A 15,241-nucleotide genomic window follows, 5' to 3' on the forward strand; every position below is an offset into this window, starting at 1 on the left:
CCTATATACTGCCTTCGTTAGCTAGTGAAATGGGCAGGTTGCGACGGGTGATTGTTGATAAAGAAAACGAGGGCTGAAATCATATTCTTTTAACGTACGATCATGCCAAATCGGTGTAGACGAGGGTGACATAGGCGGAATCAACCAGGACCAGCGCCCTGAGACTTGGCGCCCCTGCTCGTTCTCCTGTTGCTGGAATCGAACAAATTGATCTGCTGCTGTATGGTGATCCACGATGCTGACACCTGCTTGCTTGAAGGAATGCAGCACTGCGCGATTCAGCTCAAGAAGCGCCCTATCCTTCCAAAGCGTTGTGTTGCTGGAGCGATCCAGTCCCATCACATCAGCTATAGCTGGCAAAGTGTTGTATCGTCCGGTATCCCCCAAGTTACGCGAGCCGATTTCAGTCTCCATGTACCAACCGTTAAAAGGAGCAGCCGTGTACAGAATACCGCCAATTTCCAACTGCATGTCCGCGATGATGGGTACAGAATACCAACGAAGCTGAAGTTCAGCAAAACGTTCAATTTCAGGATGTGTTAACGGTACCTCCTGAATGAAGTGATCAGGAATAGGGAAAACGTAGGGATGCCCGTTGCCAATACTTATCACTAACGGCAACACATCATAATCGCCACCCGTTCCTTGCCAACCTAGTTGCTGGCACATTTTTGTGAATTCATCCGATGCCGGATCGCCTGCACGTCCGTGTTCTTCATCGCCAGGATAACCGGCATAACGAATCAATTGGTGGTTCCAGATCCGAATCCGCTGATTCGGATCTTCTCCGCTGCGGAAGACCGTGATGAGTGAACGAATACGTCCTCCGTTGTTCGCCTTTTCCAGATGTCGCAGCAACGCTTCAGCAACTTGTTCCTCAGTCTCTGCTTGGCGTTCATCGATTAGCTCAATGGATTGCCAAAAAAGACGCCCAATGCAGCGGCTATTATGGCGCCAGGCCATTCTTGCACCATGCGCTAATTCTTCCGTTGTATGTGTGTAACTGCCTGATTGGTTAATTTCCTCATGTACGGCTAGGATGCGATGATCCGTCTCGGCTTCAGACTTGTCTAGTTCAGCGTAACATTGTCGAATGAAAGCTTCCGCCTGCCGGGTTAATTCTTCGATGTGCTTGCCATTCATATCCCTTATCCCCCATCTAAACCCTTGCTTAAACTCTCAATCCAGTATAACATCCCTCTTCCTATGCCACATCTTTCAGGGAAAAGCGCATAAGAACAACCCGTGAAGCTTGGAGCTTCACAGGTTGTGGCAGGAACATTTAGCGCTCTGAACGTTTCCCTTGCTTATTCAATGAGGCAAGTCTGCTCTTATCCTCGGTCAACAGTTCTTCAGCCAACTCCACACCTTGAGGACCTAGCCAGTCCTGAGCTTGCTGAATCGCCTGCTCAGTATGTGCCAGGCGGTTCTCAGCCTGTGCCAAAGTCTGTTCTGTTGGATGACTAAGTGCCTGAGAGACAGAGAAATGAAGCTTGCCCAAAGAATTTTTGGCTTGAGTTACATTGTCATTCGCTTGCAGACTGGAATCGGGTTGTTTCATAAATGAAATACGCTCCCTTCTGAAATGCGCCTGTTCTCTTCTAGCATGGTTTGGGTGAAGTCATCTTATGCATTCACTATCTACTGGATAATGGATTGCATAAAGGACGTCATTTCATTACTCGCTTTATTCAGGCGCTCAATGACTCCGCTGAATTCAGTGACCAATTCTGCTTGTGAGTGTGAAGAAGCAGAGATCGCTTCAATTTCTTGCTCCATTTGCTTAATGGACTTTTGAACATCACTCAGTGATTTTTCAATATTATGGGTTGCTTCTTTAGTGTTAACGGACAGTTTGCGTACTTCCGTAGCAACCACCCCAAAACCAGCCCCTTGCTCTCCTACACGAGCGGCTTCAATTGCCGCATTCAGCCCAAGCAGGTTCGTCTGCTCAGAAATCTCACGAATGAAGCCGGCAACCTTATTCACTTCTTGTGATTCCGTTACGGCTCTACGCGTATTATCTAATATTTGCTGCGAAGTAGCTGATAACTCCTGAGATTGGGCAGCTACGCTCTGCACCATCTCCATTAGATGACTGCTTATCTCATTAATCTCATCTGTGAATCCTTCAAGCTTATTCTCGTTCTCTAGTGTATAGGCAATGGCAAAAACCCCGATTACATCATCATCCGTTCCGTAGATAGGTACACATGTTGAGATTACAGGAGCTCCATAAATTTCTGCTGGGATTCGGTTAGAGCTTGCTATACCTTTCAGTCCATTTGAAAGCGACAGATCTTCAGGCGGGATAGGGTTACCCTTAACCAATCCGAGATCAATAACTTTACTTGGTGCGTAATAATGGAAGATCTCCCTGTCCGTGATTCCAATCATAATATCCTGCGAGTGAATCTTTTTGAAATAAGGTGCTGCGAGGACTAAGGCATCGATAATACTCATCTCTTCATCTCCCATATAAAAAAAATGTATATGTAGTTTTATCGTCACAATGGGTTATTAAATGAATATTGTCATAGTAGAGTAACAATCCCCGCGTATGATTTGTTTATGAATACTATTAGCAGACGACAATTTCTACAGAAAAGCGCTCAAGTAACTCTAGGCCTTCTTGGAACAGCTGGTGCATCCGGTATCTATTCACATTGGATCGAACCCTACTGGCTGGAAATCAAATACGTAGATATTACACTCCCTAGACTTTCTCCAGCCTTCGATAAATTTCGTATCGTTCATTTTAGTGATTTACATCAGGGGGTATATTCCAAGCCGCAAGCTTTAACGGAGCTAGCGCAGCAAATTCAACATGTAAAGCCAGATCTGATCTGCTTCACCGGCGATTTATTAGATCATTCAGCCGATTATATTGCAGAAGCCGTAGCCTTGTGCTCTCAGTTGCGGGCTCCTTTTGGACAATTTGCAGTATTAGGCAATCATGATGCTTTTGGGACCAGAAAGGTTGTAACGAAAGGGCTAACACAATCGGGCTTCCACGTGCTCCATAATGAACATATCGTCCTAACCCAAGGTACGGACAAGCTCTATATTGCCGGAATAGATGATCCTTGGGTCGGAAAAGCAGACATCGCCCAAGCGCTGCTTCATATCCCGGAAGAGGCTTGCACAATTCTCCTGGCCCATGAACCTGATTTCGCCGATGACTTTTGTAAGCTGCCTATAGATCTGCAATTGTCTGGCCATAGCCACGGAGGCCAAGTGCGGTTTCCATTTGTCGGAGCTTTATATACCCCGCCTCACGGAAGTAAATATTCAAGTGGGTTATATCAACTGCCCAACAGCCAACTTCAGGTCTATACCACTCGCGGGATAGGAGTAACTCGTATGCCTGTTCGTTTTAATTGTCGTCCCGAGCTCACCGTAATTACTTTACATTCTTAATGCTAGTGTCTTAATCGTACAAAATGGTTAAAAAGTATATACCTTTTGCATATCTATGCAACAACACTGTAACCGTCTTTGTAATCAAATCTATTTGGGACCTAGGTATAATTGTAGGAGTGATAGAGGAAAAAATATCATATTGCAACTACATAAGCCCATCCTTGGGAAGGAGAGATTAAGTTATGAATAAAAGTATGAAATGGACCTCAGCCATCTTGGCTGCTGGAGTATTGCTTGGAGGGTCGGGACTAGTAGGAGGAACTTCAGTTCAAGCCGCAACTACCGGAGGAAATACGGTAAAACAAGCCGCACAGCAACCCTCTGTAGTGCTTAAATATAAAGGCCAGACCTTATCGCAGCAAGCGAAAATAGTAAACGGCAACACCATGATCCCTTTAACTGTACTACGGGATGCTTTTGGCCTCTCCATTAACTATAATGCAAGCACCAAAACTTATAGTGTAGGCAGCGATTCCATGAAGCTGGACATGGAGGTCTCAGATTACGGTGTTATTACAACCCTGAATGGCTATTACATTTATAGCATGACCGGCAGTCATGATGTGAAGGTCATCAACGACCGGATTTATGTTCCGTTCAAACTGTTGTCTGACTATTTAGGAGTGCAAGGCGTTTATAATCCTTCATTGAAATCACTTGATCTAAGTAAAAAAGTAATGAATAACATCAAAATTACCTCTGAAACCTTAGATAAGAGCAATAAAAATGCCAGTATCAAAGTGCAATATCCCAAAATCAGTGGCTTAACGGATGAAGTGCAGACTAAGATTAATGCAATCTTCAAAAAACAAGCTGAACAATTCGTCGCAGAGAGTGAAGAACAGGCTAGCCGTAGAGATGGTACTATAGAGAATAAATATGACTTCTCTCAAACTTTTGTCGTCTCCTTTAACCGTGAAGGGGTTCTGAGCATCGTGACTGATCAATATGGCTATACTGGTGGAGCTCATGGTGGAGCCCTTCGTGAAGGATTTACCTTCTCGCTGAAAGACGGCAAACCAATTGAACTTAAGGACCTGCTGAAGGCAGAGCCAAACTACAAACAAAAATTAGATAAAATGTTGAAGGAAAGCACCAAGGAGCTAGCTTTTCCAGATACACCTGGCGGACTAACAGAAAAACCAAACTTCTACGTTTCCGAGAGTGGCCTTGCAATCTTCTACCAACAGTATGAAATTGCCCCTTATGCGGCTGGAATTCCTACGTACACCTTTAATTTCAGTTCAATATTACCAAAGGGAACTAACCCATTCGCTGCCTTCAAATAAACTTCTATTGTAAAAAAGAGCGTCCCAGTCATTAGGACTGGGACGCTCTTTTGGTTTTACAGCTTAGGCTTCCAAACTTCCCGCCGGGCCGAAGAATTCATAATGAATTCTGTCTTCAGCCACCTTCCATTCCTTAAGAGCCTTATATATCGCCTTCATAAAAGGAGTCGGTCCGCAGAAATAGAATTCAGAGTTTACGTCTGTTACTTCTTGCAGCCAAGCTAGATCAATATAACCTGTTTTATGGAACGTATCTCCTTCACTTGGAGTTTCATAACATGCATAGGATCGTAGGGTAGGATGGGACTGCTCCAAATCCGCCACCATTTCTTTCATAGCATGCAAGCTTCCATTGATGGCTGCATGAATGTACGTTACCTCTCGTTCTGGCTGCGTAGCAATTAATGTCTCCAGCATACTTACCATAGGGGTTAGTCCAACCCCACCACTGATAAGAACCACTGGACGATCACTATCTTTATTTAGTACGAAATCACCTGCTGGCGAGCTTACTTCCAATATAGCTCCCACTTGTACGACATCATGAAGGAAAGTAGATACGACTCCAGCCGGTTTATCCGGCCCTTCACCTTCCCGTTTAACTGTGATGCGGTAATACGACTGTCCCGGCGCACTGGACAAACTATAGTGGCGAACATGGGTGTATTCCTCTCCCTCAGGCTGAACACGAACCGTGATGTATTGACCCGGCAAGTAAGAAGCTATAGCCCCTCCATCCTCAGGAGAAAGGTAGAAGGAAGTAATAAGTTCACTTTCTTTAACCTTCTTAGTAACCACAAAGTTTCTAAATCCACTCCAACCCCCGGGAATTTCGGCAGCTTCACGATACTTCTCTGCTTCGACACCAATAAAGGCATCTGCAATCACGCCATACGCCTTTGCCCAAGCATCAATAATTTCCGGCGTCGCCGCATCGCCAAGTACTTGCCCAATAGCAGCTAACAAAGTCTCACCTACGATGGGATAATGTTCAGGTAATACTCCCAATGCCCGATGTTTCTCCGCAATCTGTTTTACCACAGGCAAAATATTTCCCAGCTGATCAATATTCATTGCCGCCGCGAGTACGGCGTTAGCAAGTGCAGTCTGCTGTTTACCTTCCCGTTGGTTGGCATGATTAAATATATTTAGTAACTCCGGATGATTTTCAAATAACATGCCATAGAAAGTAGTTGTGATGGTCTTCCCATGAACCTGCAATACGGGCACCGTTGATTTTATGATTTCAATGGTTTGTTGATCTAACATCTAAATACCCTCTTTCCTGCAATAAATTAATTCCTCTATAAAAAGCATATAGAAGCTGAACATCCCATAGTGTGCGTTCAATCACACGGGAAATTGAAAAAATGTGAACGATTCAATAATTGCAATGATATCCATCACAATAACGTACCCGAAATCAAAAAAACTATCCAAGCAGCCATTATAGCTTCCGGGATAGCTTTTTATCTTATTATTTTGACAGCTCCACAAAACCTTCTCCGAATACATCTCGTACATCGTGGATGGTAATAAACGCCTCTTTATCAATGGATTTGACGATTTTCTTAAGCATAGTCACTTCCTGCTTGCTAATCACAATATACAGCAGCTCTTTAGGTGTCTTGGTATAGTACCCACGGCCATATATTACTGTGACGCCTCTATCCATAATTCCATTAACCTGTTCAGCAATTTTGTCCTGCTCTTGGGATACAATCGTAACAGCCTTCTTAGGGTTCACTCCCTCAATAATGAAGTCCATTATCTTAGTGGCTACATAGAGCATCACGATCGTAAACATCAGACTTTGTACTCCAATGATGAAATACGAAGCGAACACCACAATTAAATCAACGAGCAGTAGCGCGTAACTAACATTCCAGTCCAAATATTTATGTAGGATTCTGGCGATGATGGTTGACCCTGCAGTCGTTCCACCCACTCGTATAATTAGCCCGATACCCACACCTGAGAAGATACCCCCGAATATTGCATTAATTATCAACTCATCGCTGCCAATATTCCAATTTTTCGTAAGAATCAGGAATAACGAATTGAAAAACACCGCAATAATCGTGTATACCGTCGTAGTTTTGTCTAGAAATTTGTACCCCACAATTAATAATAAAGCGTTAAGAATCAAGCTAACAATACCGGGTGACCACTGATACAAATAGTAAGTAATCATAGTCAGTCCCGTGACCCCGCCTTCACCGAACTCGTTCGGAATCACAAACAAATTAACGGCCAAGGAGAATAACAAAGCTCCTACAATGATGGAAACAATATCCGAAATACGCTTTTTCATACCATGCCCCTTCTACCCTAGATCTATATCCACAAATACTAACACCGCTTTGATATAGATGCAATCCATCCGAAAGAAGTCAACAGTCTATAGATACAGTAACCAGCCACCCCGCCGCCAGTGTTCAAAATAAGATCATCCACATCAAAGGTGCCGATATACAATACTAATTGTGTGAATTCAAAACAGAAGCTCAGCGCCAGCGAGAGGAAGAAAACTCTTCGAAACAGCCTTACTTTTTGCGATAACAGCATGGGCACCAAGATCCCAAACGGAATAAAGGCTAACAAATTCCCTACTAAATTAATCGATGAAAAAGGATCTGAAAGCGACAGCTCGTCCATCCCCCGGGAGATCTCCTTAAAAGGGATATAGTTGCCTCGCCGATTAAAAATCCGGTCTGGATGTTCAAACATACGTCCCGCTTGCTCCCAAAGCGATAATAAGTTCACCGGTGCACCTTTAAATAAAATAATTCGGATTAAAAAATACATATAGACGATAAATATCGCTGCCAGCAAAAGGTTTATAGCAGACTTTTTTTTCGGCTCTTTAGTCATTAATATGTAGTAACAATTATGCCATCCATGTTATCGCCTGACGTCATATATTGCCCTTCCTGTGGAATTTTGATCGTAGTGTATTTGGATACCGGAAAATAACTTACTGTATAAGCTTTGCCGTCTACTGTTGTTGAAATCTCTTTGTTCTCTTTCAAGAAATCCAAATATTGTTCTAGCACAAGCCCCTTCTCATGAATAATGGCGCTGTGCGGCAACCCTACATAACGGAAATGCCAGGGTTCATATTTTATCCCCGTAATCTCGGTTTTGTCTTTCGGATAGCGGAGAATAAAGCCGTATTTCCAGGCATTTTTTTGCAGCCATTTTCCTTCAGGCGCTTTACTCATTTCTGATTGGGACGACCCGATATCCAGAGATAATCCTAAATTATGTTCACTATATTGCGCCGGTAAAGCATAGTCCGAACCTTTTTCCTGATATAATTTCTCTTGCTCTTCAAAGTCCCTGTACCCGCTGCTAATTAAAAAATGATTCACACCCTCTTTTTCGGCAGCTTTGACCATCTTATTGAATTTATGCGCTACACTTTCAGACAAACGAATCGAGGTATCCAGCAGCCCATAACCCTGCACCAGATCCGCCTGCTCATATAAGGTCACGATATCAGACTTCACACTATCCTCATGTACCGGGTATTGTTTGTTCACCAGCAACAAATCCCCTTGATACACTTGATCTTGTGTTACTACCTCTAAGCTATTGTTATTTCTAATAGATTCTTTGCGAATCTTATCATCGTATCCTAAATTACCCGTATTCGGTAAATAACGAACCGCTGCATACCCAAGCAACAACACAACCAACGCCAAAAAGCCCCACTTCTTCATCAGCAATGTCCTCCCATTTCCTTGATAGGAATAGAATAACGAAGACACTTTAAAGAAAAAGCAGGACAAATATAAAGTTTTTCTTAAAATAAATAAATCTCACTGGCTTTACCCATTAAAAGTATATCCAACGCCCCAGATCGTCTTAATGAATTTATTCTTATTGATGTCTTCACCGAGCTTTTTGCGCAAGGTACGGATATGCACCATGACCGTGTTCCCACTCTCATAATAAGCATCGCCCCACACCTGTTGAAAAATGTTCTCCGCACTAAACACCTGCTTAGGATGGCTGACCAATAAGTGCAAAATATCAAACTCTTTTGGAGTTAGCTCAATAACCTCACCATAAAGAGTAACCGTATGCTCATCCGGTGAAATCATCAATCCCCGAACCTCTAGCACCGATTTAGGTATGGCTGCGGGCTGACTGAATTGTATGGAGCGCCGCAACTGGGAATTGACCCGGGCGACCAGCTCCATTGGGTTAAACGGTTTGGTCATATAATCATCTGCGCCCATAACCAGTCCGGTGATTTTATCAAGATCGGAAGTTTTAGCACTCAGAAAAATAATCGGCAGATGATGATGCTCCCGAATATGGCGGGTGACCTCGTAACCATCCAGCCCCGGCATCATTATATCCAGAATCGCCAAATCTATCGTTTGCGACTCAATGGCTTGTACCGCTGCCCTTCCATCGGACACTTTGAGGATATGATACCCCTCTTTTTGCAAATGCAAGGCCACCAAGTCGGCAATTTCCGCCTCATCATCCGCAATTAAAATGGTGATGCGCTTCATCTATTTTTCACTCCTATAGGTTGTGCTGTACACTCTTCATCCATTATACCCTAAACTCAAAAACCACTCCTAGAAAGAAGTGGTTTCCGATTAAATCTATGATTTATATAGTCTATTTCCTTTTATTATAGCTGTCTAACAATAGCTCTAATGAAATCCCATTTACTGTGACGCCTGAAAGATTGCAGTCTCTTATATCCACATTCGAAAGATCACAATCTACAAAGGATGTCCCGTTCAGCTGGCATCGCTCAAACTTATTGCCTTTACCGTACAAATGAATATCGTGGAAATAAGCCTCCCCTAGTTCACTATTACTAACCTCTATTTCCCACAACCCCACTTCATTAAACTTAACAGAATGCATATTGATGTCATTAAAGGTAGTACTGCTCATATTAATATTATCGAATCCGGTCCCCTCCATATTTACATTGGAGAAGTTTGTTTTATGCATATCAATATCATCAAATTCACTCTGGCCCATAGCCACACGACGAAAATTCGTTTCAGTCATTCTTTCATCCTGAAAGACTCTCTTCTTAAATTCGTCCTGTAATTTGTTTTCACTAAGATTATTATTCACTGTACTCAACATCTCCCTTTTTAAGATCGCTCTTGATCTGCGGAGTCTACTCTCAACAGCTTCGCTGGATAAATCAAGGAAATCGGCGATTTCCCTAACCTTGTAATTGTCGATATAGTAGAGAATTGTGACTATACGGTTAGCTTCTGATAGGGTGTTTAAGGCTTTCCACACATCTTGCTGGAGTTCTTTTCTGAGCAGCTGATCTTCGGTAGATTCTGGCTGCGGAACCTCCATTTTTTGCATGAATTCGTAAGCAGTTTTCTTTTTATTTGACCTAAACCAATCCATGCATTCCCGTGCAGTAACCGCATATAACCAACTGGCGAGTTTCTCAGGCTCCTTTAAGTTAGGTAATTTGCGATAGGTTTTAACAAAAACCTCTTGGGCAATGTCTTGTGCGGTATGAAAATCACCCAATTTACCATAAGCAACCCCGTATACTGCATTGGAATATTTGCCGATAAGTACACTGAATGCATCCATGTCACCTTTACACACCTTATCTACCAATTCTGCGTCCGTACAAGTCACTATTTTCCTCCTTAACATCAAGCTCATAACATAGACGGAAAAGAGACTCAAAAACCGTCTTTATGCCTGCAAATAATTTTTAATGGAGAGGGGATTTCAACTTTTCTTCACCGTGATAATTATAGCCTAATTATTACCTAGCTAAAACAATCTGCGAGCCGTGACCAAACGTTTCTTCCACTTGTCACTTAAGGCTTCATAATGAACGCCAAGCTCCTTGGAGTACGTATGTAGGATCTGATTATTTCCCGCGTAAATCGCCACATGCCCAATATCGAGTCCTCGTGCACTGAAGAATAACAGGTCCCCCTTGCGCAGCTCGTTAATTCCAACCTCTTTGCCCTCTTTGGCCTGATTGTAAGAGACACGTGGCAGGTCAATTGCCAACACATCCTTAAATACATGTCCTACAAAAGAAGAACAGTCAAAGGTAGACGTCTGGTCAGTAGCAGCACCAAATTCATAAGGTGTTCCCAGATATTTTTCTCCGTAAGCAAGCAGCTCGCTTCCCTGCCGCTCTACAAGAGCCGTACTAGTATAATTGCTATATTTGGGTTTAGCAGATATATAGCCACTCTTGTTATCTTGTGTTCGCACTTCTAACCATAAAGCATCTACTTCTCTAACCACATGCACCTTATCTCCTGCTGACAACATTTGCTGCACTGTTGATTGGGCTGACGAGTCTGGCAAACTTCGCAGGTTAACCCCATATAGAATTGTCGTATCGTAATCCACTGCCGAGTAGATACGAACGGCACGAGTAGTGGTATCCCACTTCACAGTGCTGCCCAAAGCTTCGCTGACAAAACGCAGTGGCATCATCGTATAACCGCCGGCAATCTGGCCGGGAACCGTTACACTTAAGGACTGGCCATTTTTATTCGCTGCCTGATCACCAATATGATAGGTCAGCACCAGGTCTCCCTTGGTTGCCTTAACGGTCTTGGTATCATTATTCCAAGTAATCTTTGCCCCCTGAGCTTCAAATAACTTGCGCATAGGGACTAGTACTGTATCGTTTACTAACAAGGGCTGAGCCCCCAATTGTAGCTGTTGATCATCCAGATAGACGGCTGTAACCGGAGTCTGAGGCGTTGTCGCCGCATAGGCCGGAGCAGTATAGAGCATAGATGTAAGTAGTAAAAGTAACATAGCTTTCTTTTGAAATTTCATGATGTCATCACCTCGTTGATTGATATGTACACCTATTGTTACTAAAAAAAGGGTGATTAGTTTTGTTACAAATTTTGGGGTAAGCATCTACCTACGGCATAAGCACCTAAAAAAAGAGGACTACGATCACATTTCGGTATCATAGTCCTCTTTTTAAATATGCCTCATGGAGCCGGCTAGACAGGTTCCTCAACTTCAAAAATGGAATCAATAATGATCGGAAGATTATCCCTTACAGAAACAGCACCCAATACAGAACGAGCATGAGCACCCTTGTCTCCGAACACCTCAAGCATTAAATCTGAACAACCATTAAGCACTTTATGATGTTCTTCAAAAAGGGGATCTGCATTAACGAAGCCTTGAATTTTGACTACTCTTTTCAATTTGTCCAAAGAACCTAAAGCTGTCTTCAGGACGGCAAGGATTTCTATACCCGTTAAACGTGCAAAATGGTAGCCTTCCTCGGTAGTGTAATCTTGTCCCAGCTTCCCTTTGGGATGGCCCGCTGGTCCTTTTCCCGACACAAAACATAAACCATTAACAATTACGTAGTTAGCGTATTTTGCCGCCGGTTCACTAGCCTCGGGCAGGACAACTCCTAATGCTTCGAGTCTGCTCGCTATAGTGTGCTCTGTCATATCCATCTCCCCCTCCATTATCAACAGCTTCAATAATTAAGTAAGATCATAGTTACTACTTAGCTTCAACCTCTGCTTCCCATCTCGATATCTCAGAGCGAACAATGGGTGCTACTTGGGTACCCAATAGCTCAATGGCTCTCATTACATCCTTATGAGGCATTGTGCCAAGCGGCACATGCAGCATAAAACGTGTGATGCCTACTTGCTTGCGCAGGTGAATGATTTTCTCAGCAACGGTCTCTGGGTCACCTACATACAAGGCACCTTCAAATCTACGCGCCGCATCATAGCTTGCACGGGTGTATTGACCCCATCCGCGTTCCCGGCCAATAACATTCATACTAGCTTGTGTAGAAGGGAAGAACATATCGGCAGCCTGCTGATTGTCCTCTGCAATGAAGCCGTGCGAGTGCGAAGCAACGGGCAGCTTCGATACATCATGTCCCGCTTGCGCTGCAGCCTTCTTATAGAGCTTCACGAGCGGAGCAAACTGTAGCGGACTGCCGCCAATGATAGCCAGCACAAGCGGTAATCCTAGTAGACCTGCACGAATTACGGATTCTGTATTTCCTCCGCTGCCAATCCATACTGGCAATGGATTCTGCACGGGACGCGGATAAATCCCCAGATTATTAATGGCAGGACGGTGCACGCCGCTCCAGGTTATTTTTTCGGATTCCCGTATTTTGAGCAGCAAGTCCAGCTTCTCATCGAACAGCTCATCATAATGATTCAAATCATACCCAAACAGCGGGAACGATTCAATAAAAGAACCCCGGCCTGCCATGATCTCTGCACGTCCATTCGAGATTCCATCCAGGGTAGCGAAATCCTGAAACACACGTACGGGGTCATCAGAGGAAAGTACTGTAACCGCACTGGTTAGCCGAATCCGTGTCGTCTGTGAGGCCGCCGCAGCCAGTAAAACTGCTGGAGAAGACGCCGCATAATCTTTGCGATGATGTTCGCCCACGCCAAATATATCTAAACCCACCTGATCTGCAAGCACAATCTCCTCTACAACCTCGCGCAATCGCTGCGCATGACTTATCACTTCACCCGTCTGAACATCCGGTGTTGTTTCTACGAACGTGCTTATTCCTATTTCCACTTACAAATCCCCCTTAACTATAATTTCCTCTTTAAATTGTTTGTTTGATTATAACACAAGTTAAGGTTAAAAAAGCTAGTCATTCTGTCCAACCCCAGTTTCCCGGGAAACTCATCCTTAAAATTTGCAAAACCACGCTTACAAATAGAGGATTTTGAAGGAATATGTTGAAAGACTCTTAAACAAATAGCGGTTGTCGTAGAACAAATAATCATATGGCAAACGAATAAAATTCAAGGTAACATGAAAGAACTGTTAACCGGGTGGGAGAAGGTGTCACTGAAATGAATATCATGACATGGATTGATTTGTTATTATTTTTTGTTTTGTTCGCTTTGTTCATCTACATATTTGCGTCTGTAACTATCACTAACCTACATAAAGCATACTTAGTTTTTCATTTTACTATGATGTTATGGCCCTTCTGCCAATTCGCTATCAAAACGACCGACGATCCCAAGTTTCAATTGTTTTATGTAAAGCTCGCTTTTATCGACTCGGTTCTGTTAACGATTGGCTGGCTTCTGTTCACGGTACTACTCACCGGGAATTCACATCTTCTTCGAAAAAAGAACACATTGATCCTATACATTCTCGCAGCTTTGATCTTAGTAGGGGTGATCGCCAATCCAAACGGAAGTTTTGTTCTCCCTATGAACGGCGGATATATCGAAAGATATTATGGTCCGATTTTTTGGCTGCTTATTATCTTCTTAACCACCAGCGTAATGATTTCTCTGTATATCATCTATTCAGCGCTAGTCTCAAACACTACACAGCGGATCAAAAAACAGGTTGCTCATGTGCTCAAAGGGGTGCTGGTGCTAACGGTATTTATTTTATTGGATGTTTTTCTTAATGTGGTATTGCTTAAATCTGATCCAGTTATTCCAGGGCTGACCTCTCTGGGGATCTTAATCTCGGCAATCTTTTTCGTAATTGCTATCCATCGGGATAAAATATTTGATCTCGTAACCATCGCCCATCAGGATATCATTGACACCATTACAGAAGGAATTCTTGTACTGGATGATAGTGAGACTGTTGTAGAAATCAATCGCTCGCTTTTTCCAAAAATCCATCTGCAAATCGGTGCTCACTTTGACGTGTCGACCATCGCACCCATAGAGCAAACTTCCGGAGCTTTCGATTTATTCCTTCATACATACTTGAACCAGCCCATGGAGAGGACTGAGGTTGAACTATTCTACACCTCACTCGATGCATACATTAACATTACTGCGGCGCCGATTGTGGTAGGTGGAATCAGGGTTGGACGCATTCTCACTTTTCAGGACAGAAGCGAGCTGCATCGCCTCATAGCCGAGACCAATCACCAGAACGAGACCCTGCAAGAGCGTAATGCTGCATTAACTGAAATCCAGGATGAATTATCGCAGACTAACCAAAAACTTAAGCAGATGGCCATAACGGACAGCCTAACCGGTTGTTATAATCGTCATTACTTAACGCTGCACTTAGAGCATGAGATCATAGAAAATATGAAACTCAAGCAGCCTTTTGCTATCATCCTTCTGGATATCGACTTTTTCAAAACAGTGAATGATAATTACGGCCATTTAATCGGTGATGTCGTCATTTGCAGCACGGTAGAAGTAATTAAGAAAACGTTGAGGGAGACGGATGTTCTGGCGCGTTATGGCGGAGAAGAATTTATCATTTACTTACCAAATACAGATCAAACACAAGCAAACCACTTAGCAAAACATATCAAATCTATAATAGAAGCTAATAAAGTACATGTAGAGGATGTTGCTCATTCCCTCTCGATTACTGTTAGTATGGGACTGCTGTCCATTAGTAATTTTGCAGCACAATATACAGAAAGCCTGACCAATCAACTAAATGATTTATTCGAATCAGTGGACAAAGCCTTATATCAAGCAAAAAATGCCGGACGAAATCAGATTGTTGAGATTAATAGATAA

At 43.1% G+C, this 15,241-nt stretch carries 15 protein-coding genes; 3 read left to right on the forward strand and 12 right to left on the reverse strand.

Translation table 11 applies throughout. The features are described from left to right. Positions 1-21: 21 nt before the first annotated feature. The 3 genes from MKY54_RS29935 to MKY54_RS29945 all read right to left on the reverse strand — a co-directional run bounded on the left by MKY54_RS29935 (position 22) and on the right by MKY54_RS29945 (position 2,463). Positions 22-1,143 carry a nitric oxide synthase oxygenase gene (locus tag MKY54_RS29935; RefSeq protein ID WP_076307563.1) on the reverse strand — a complete coding sequence of 374 codons (1,122 nt, stop codon included), beginning with the start codon at positions 1,141-1,143 and terminating at the stop codon, positions 22-24. A gap of 139 nt (positions 1,144-1,282) precedes the next feature. Continuing rightward, positions 1,283-1,561, reverse strand: a complete 279-nt coding sequence (locus tag MKY54_RS29940) for a hypothetical protein (RefSeq protein ID WP_038573810.1) — start codon at positions 1,559-1,561, stop codon at positions 1,283-1,285. A gap of 80 nt (positions 1,562-1,641) precedes the next feature. Then, a complete protein-coding gene (locus MKY54_RS29945; protein ID WP_036682244.1) occupies positions 1,642-2,463 on the reverse strand; it encodes a methyl-accepting chemotaxis protein in 822 nt (273 codons plus the stop codon). A 108-nt stretch (positions 2,464-2,571) separates the two neighbouring features. On the opposite strand from MKY54_RS29945, the gene MKY54_RS29950 reads away from it, so the two are divergent. Both MKY54_RS29950 and MKY54_RS29955 read left to right on the forward strand, forming a co-directional pair. Then, a complete protein-coding gene (locus tag MKY54_RS29950; protein ID WP_076301503.1) occupies positions 2,572-3,420 on the forward strand; it encodes a metallophosphoesterase in 849 nt (282 codons plus the stop codon). A gap of 185 nt (positions 3,421-3,605) precedes the next feature. Then, positions 3,606-4,712 (forward strand): DUF4163 domain-containing protein, encoded by a 1,107-nt coding sequence (locus MKY54_RS29955; RefSeq protein ID WP_076181864.1) that lies wholly within the window; start codon positions 3,606-3,608, stop codon positions 4,710-4,712. A gap of 63 nt (positions 4,713-4,775) precedes the next feature. Here MKY54_RS29955 and hmpA read toward each other — a convergent pair whose 3' ends face one another. The 9 genes from hmpA to MKY54_RS30000 form a co-directional block, all read right to left on the reverse strand. Beyond that, positions 4,776-5,981: an NO-inducible flavohemoprotein gene (gene hmpA, locus MKY54_RS29960; RefSeq protein ID WP_339188921.1), complete on the reverse strand. Its 1,206-nt coding sequence runs from the start codon at positions 5,979-5,981 to the stop codon at positions 4,776-4,778. 208 nt (positions 5,982-6,189) lie between these two features. After that, a complete protein-coding gene (locus tag MKY54_RS29965) occupies positions 6,190-7,026 on the reverse strand; it encodes a YitT family protein (RefSeq protein WP_036682251.1) in 837 nt (278 codons plus the stop codon). Positions 7,027-7,064: 38 nt separating this feature from the next. Then, positions 7,065-7,586, reverse strand: a complete 522-nt coding sequence (locus MKY54_RS29970) for a VanZ family protein (protein WP_076181860.1) — start codon at positions 7,584-7,586, stop codon at positions 7,065-7,067. Further along, a complete protein-coding gene (locus tag MKY54_RS29975; protein WP_339188923.1) occupies positions 7,586-8,437 on the reverse strand; it encodes a M15 family metallopeptidase in 852 nt (283 codons plus the stop codon). The genes MKY54_RS29970 and MKY54_RS29975 overlap by 1 nt, the downstream gene beginning before the upstream one ends. A gap of 108 nt (positions 8,438-8,545) precedes the next feature. Then, positions 8,546-9,241: a response regulator transcription factor gene (locus tag MKY54_RS29980; RefSeq protein ID WP_076124136.1), complete on the reverse strand. Its 696-nt coding sequence runs from the start codon at positions 9,239-9,241 to the stop codon at positions 8,546-8,548. Between the two features lie 112 nt (positions 9,242-9,353). Beyond that, complete coding sequence (locus tag MKY54_RS29985; protein WP_076124138.1) at positions 9,354-10,361, reverse strand: sigma-70 family RNA polymerase sigma factor; 1,008 nt, start codon at positions 10,359-10,361, stop codon at positions 9,354-9,356. A 141-nt stretch (positions 10,362-10,502) separates the two neighbouring features. Then, positions 10,503-11,537, reverse strand: a complete 1,035-nt coding sequence (locus tag MKY54_RS29990) for a stalk domain-containing protein (protein WP_339188926.1) — start codon at positions 11,535-11,537, stop codon at positions 10,503-10,505. Between the two features lie 176 nt (positions 11,538-11,713). Further along, positions 11,714-12,178 carry a RidA family protein gene (locus MKY54_RS29995; protein WP_339188928.1) on the reverse strand — a complete coding sequence of 155 codons (465 nt, stop codon included), beginning with the start codon at positions 12,176-12,178 and terminating at the stop codon, positions 11,714-11,716. A 55-nt stretch (positions 12,179-12,233) separates the two neighbouring features. Then, a complete protein-coding gene (locus tag MKY54_RS30000; RefSeq protein WP_076278251.1) occupies positions 12,234-13,292 on the reverse strand; it encodes an LLM class flavin-dependent oxidoreductase in 1,059 nt (352 codons plus the stop codon). A 284-nt stretch (positions 13,293-13,576) separates the two neighbouring features. Between MKY54_RS30000 and MKY54_RS30005 the strand changes: the two genes are divergently transcribed. After that, positions 13,577-15,241, forward strand: a complete 1,665-nt coding sequence (locus MKY54_RS30005) for a diguanylate cyclase (protein ID WP_076124145.1) — start codon at positions 13,577-13,579, stop codon at positions 15,239-15,241.

The sequence above is a fragment of the Paenibacillus sp. FSL P2-0121 genome, from assembly GCF_037975345.1.
Taxonomy (GTDB): domain Bacteria; phylum Bacillota; class Bacilli; order Paenibacillales; family Paenibacillaceae; genus Paenibacillus_AQ; species Paenibacillus_AQ odorifer.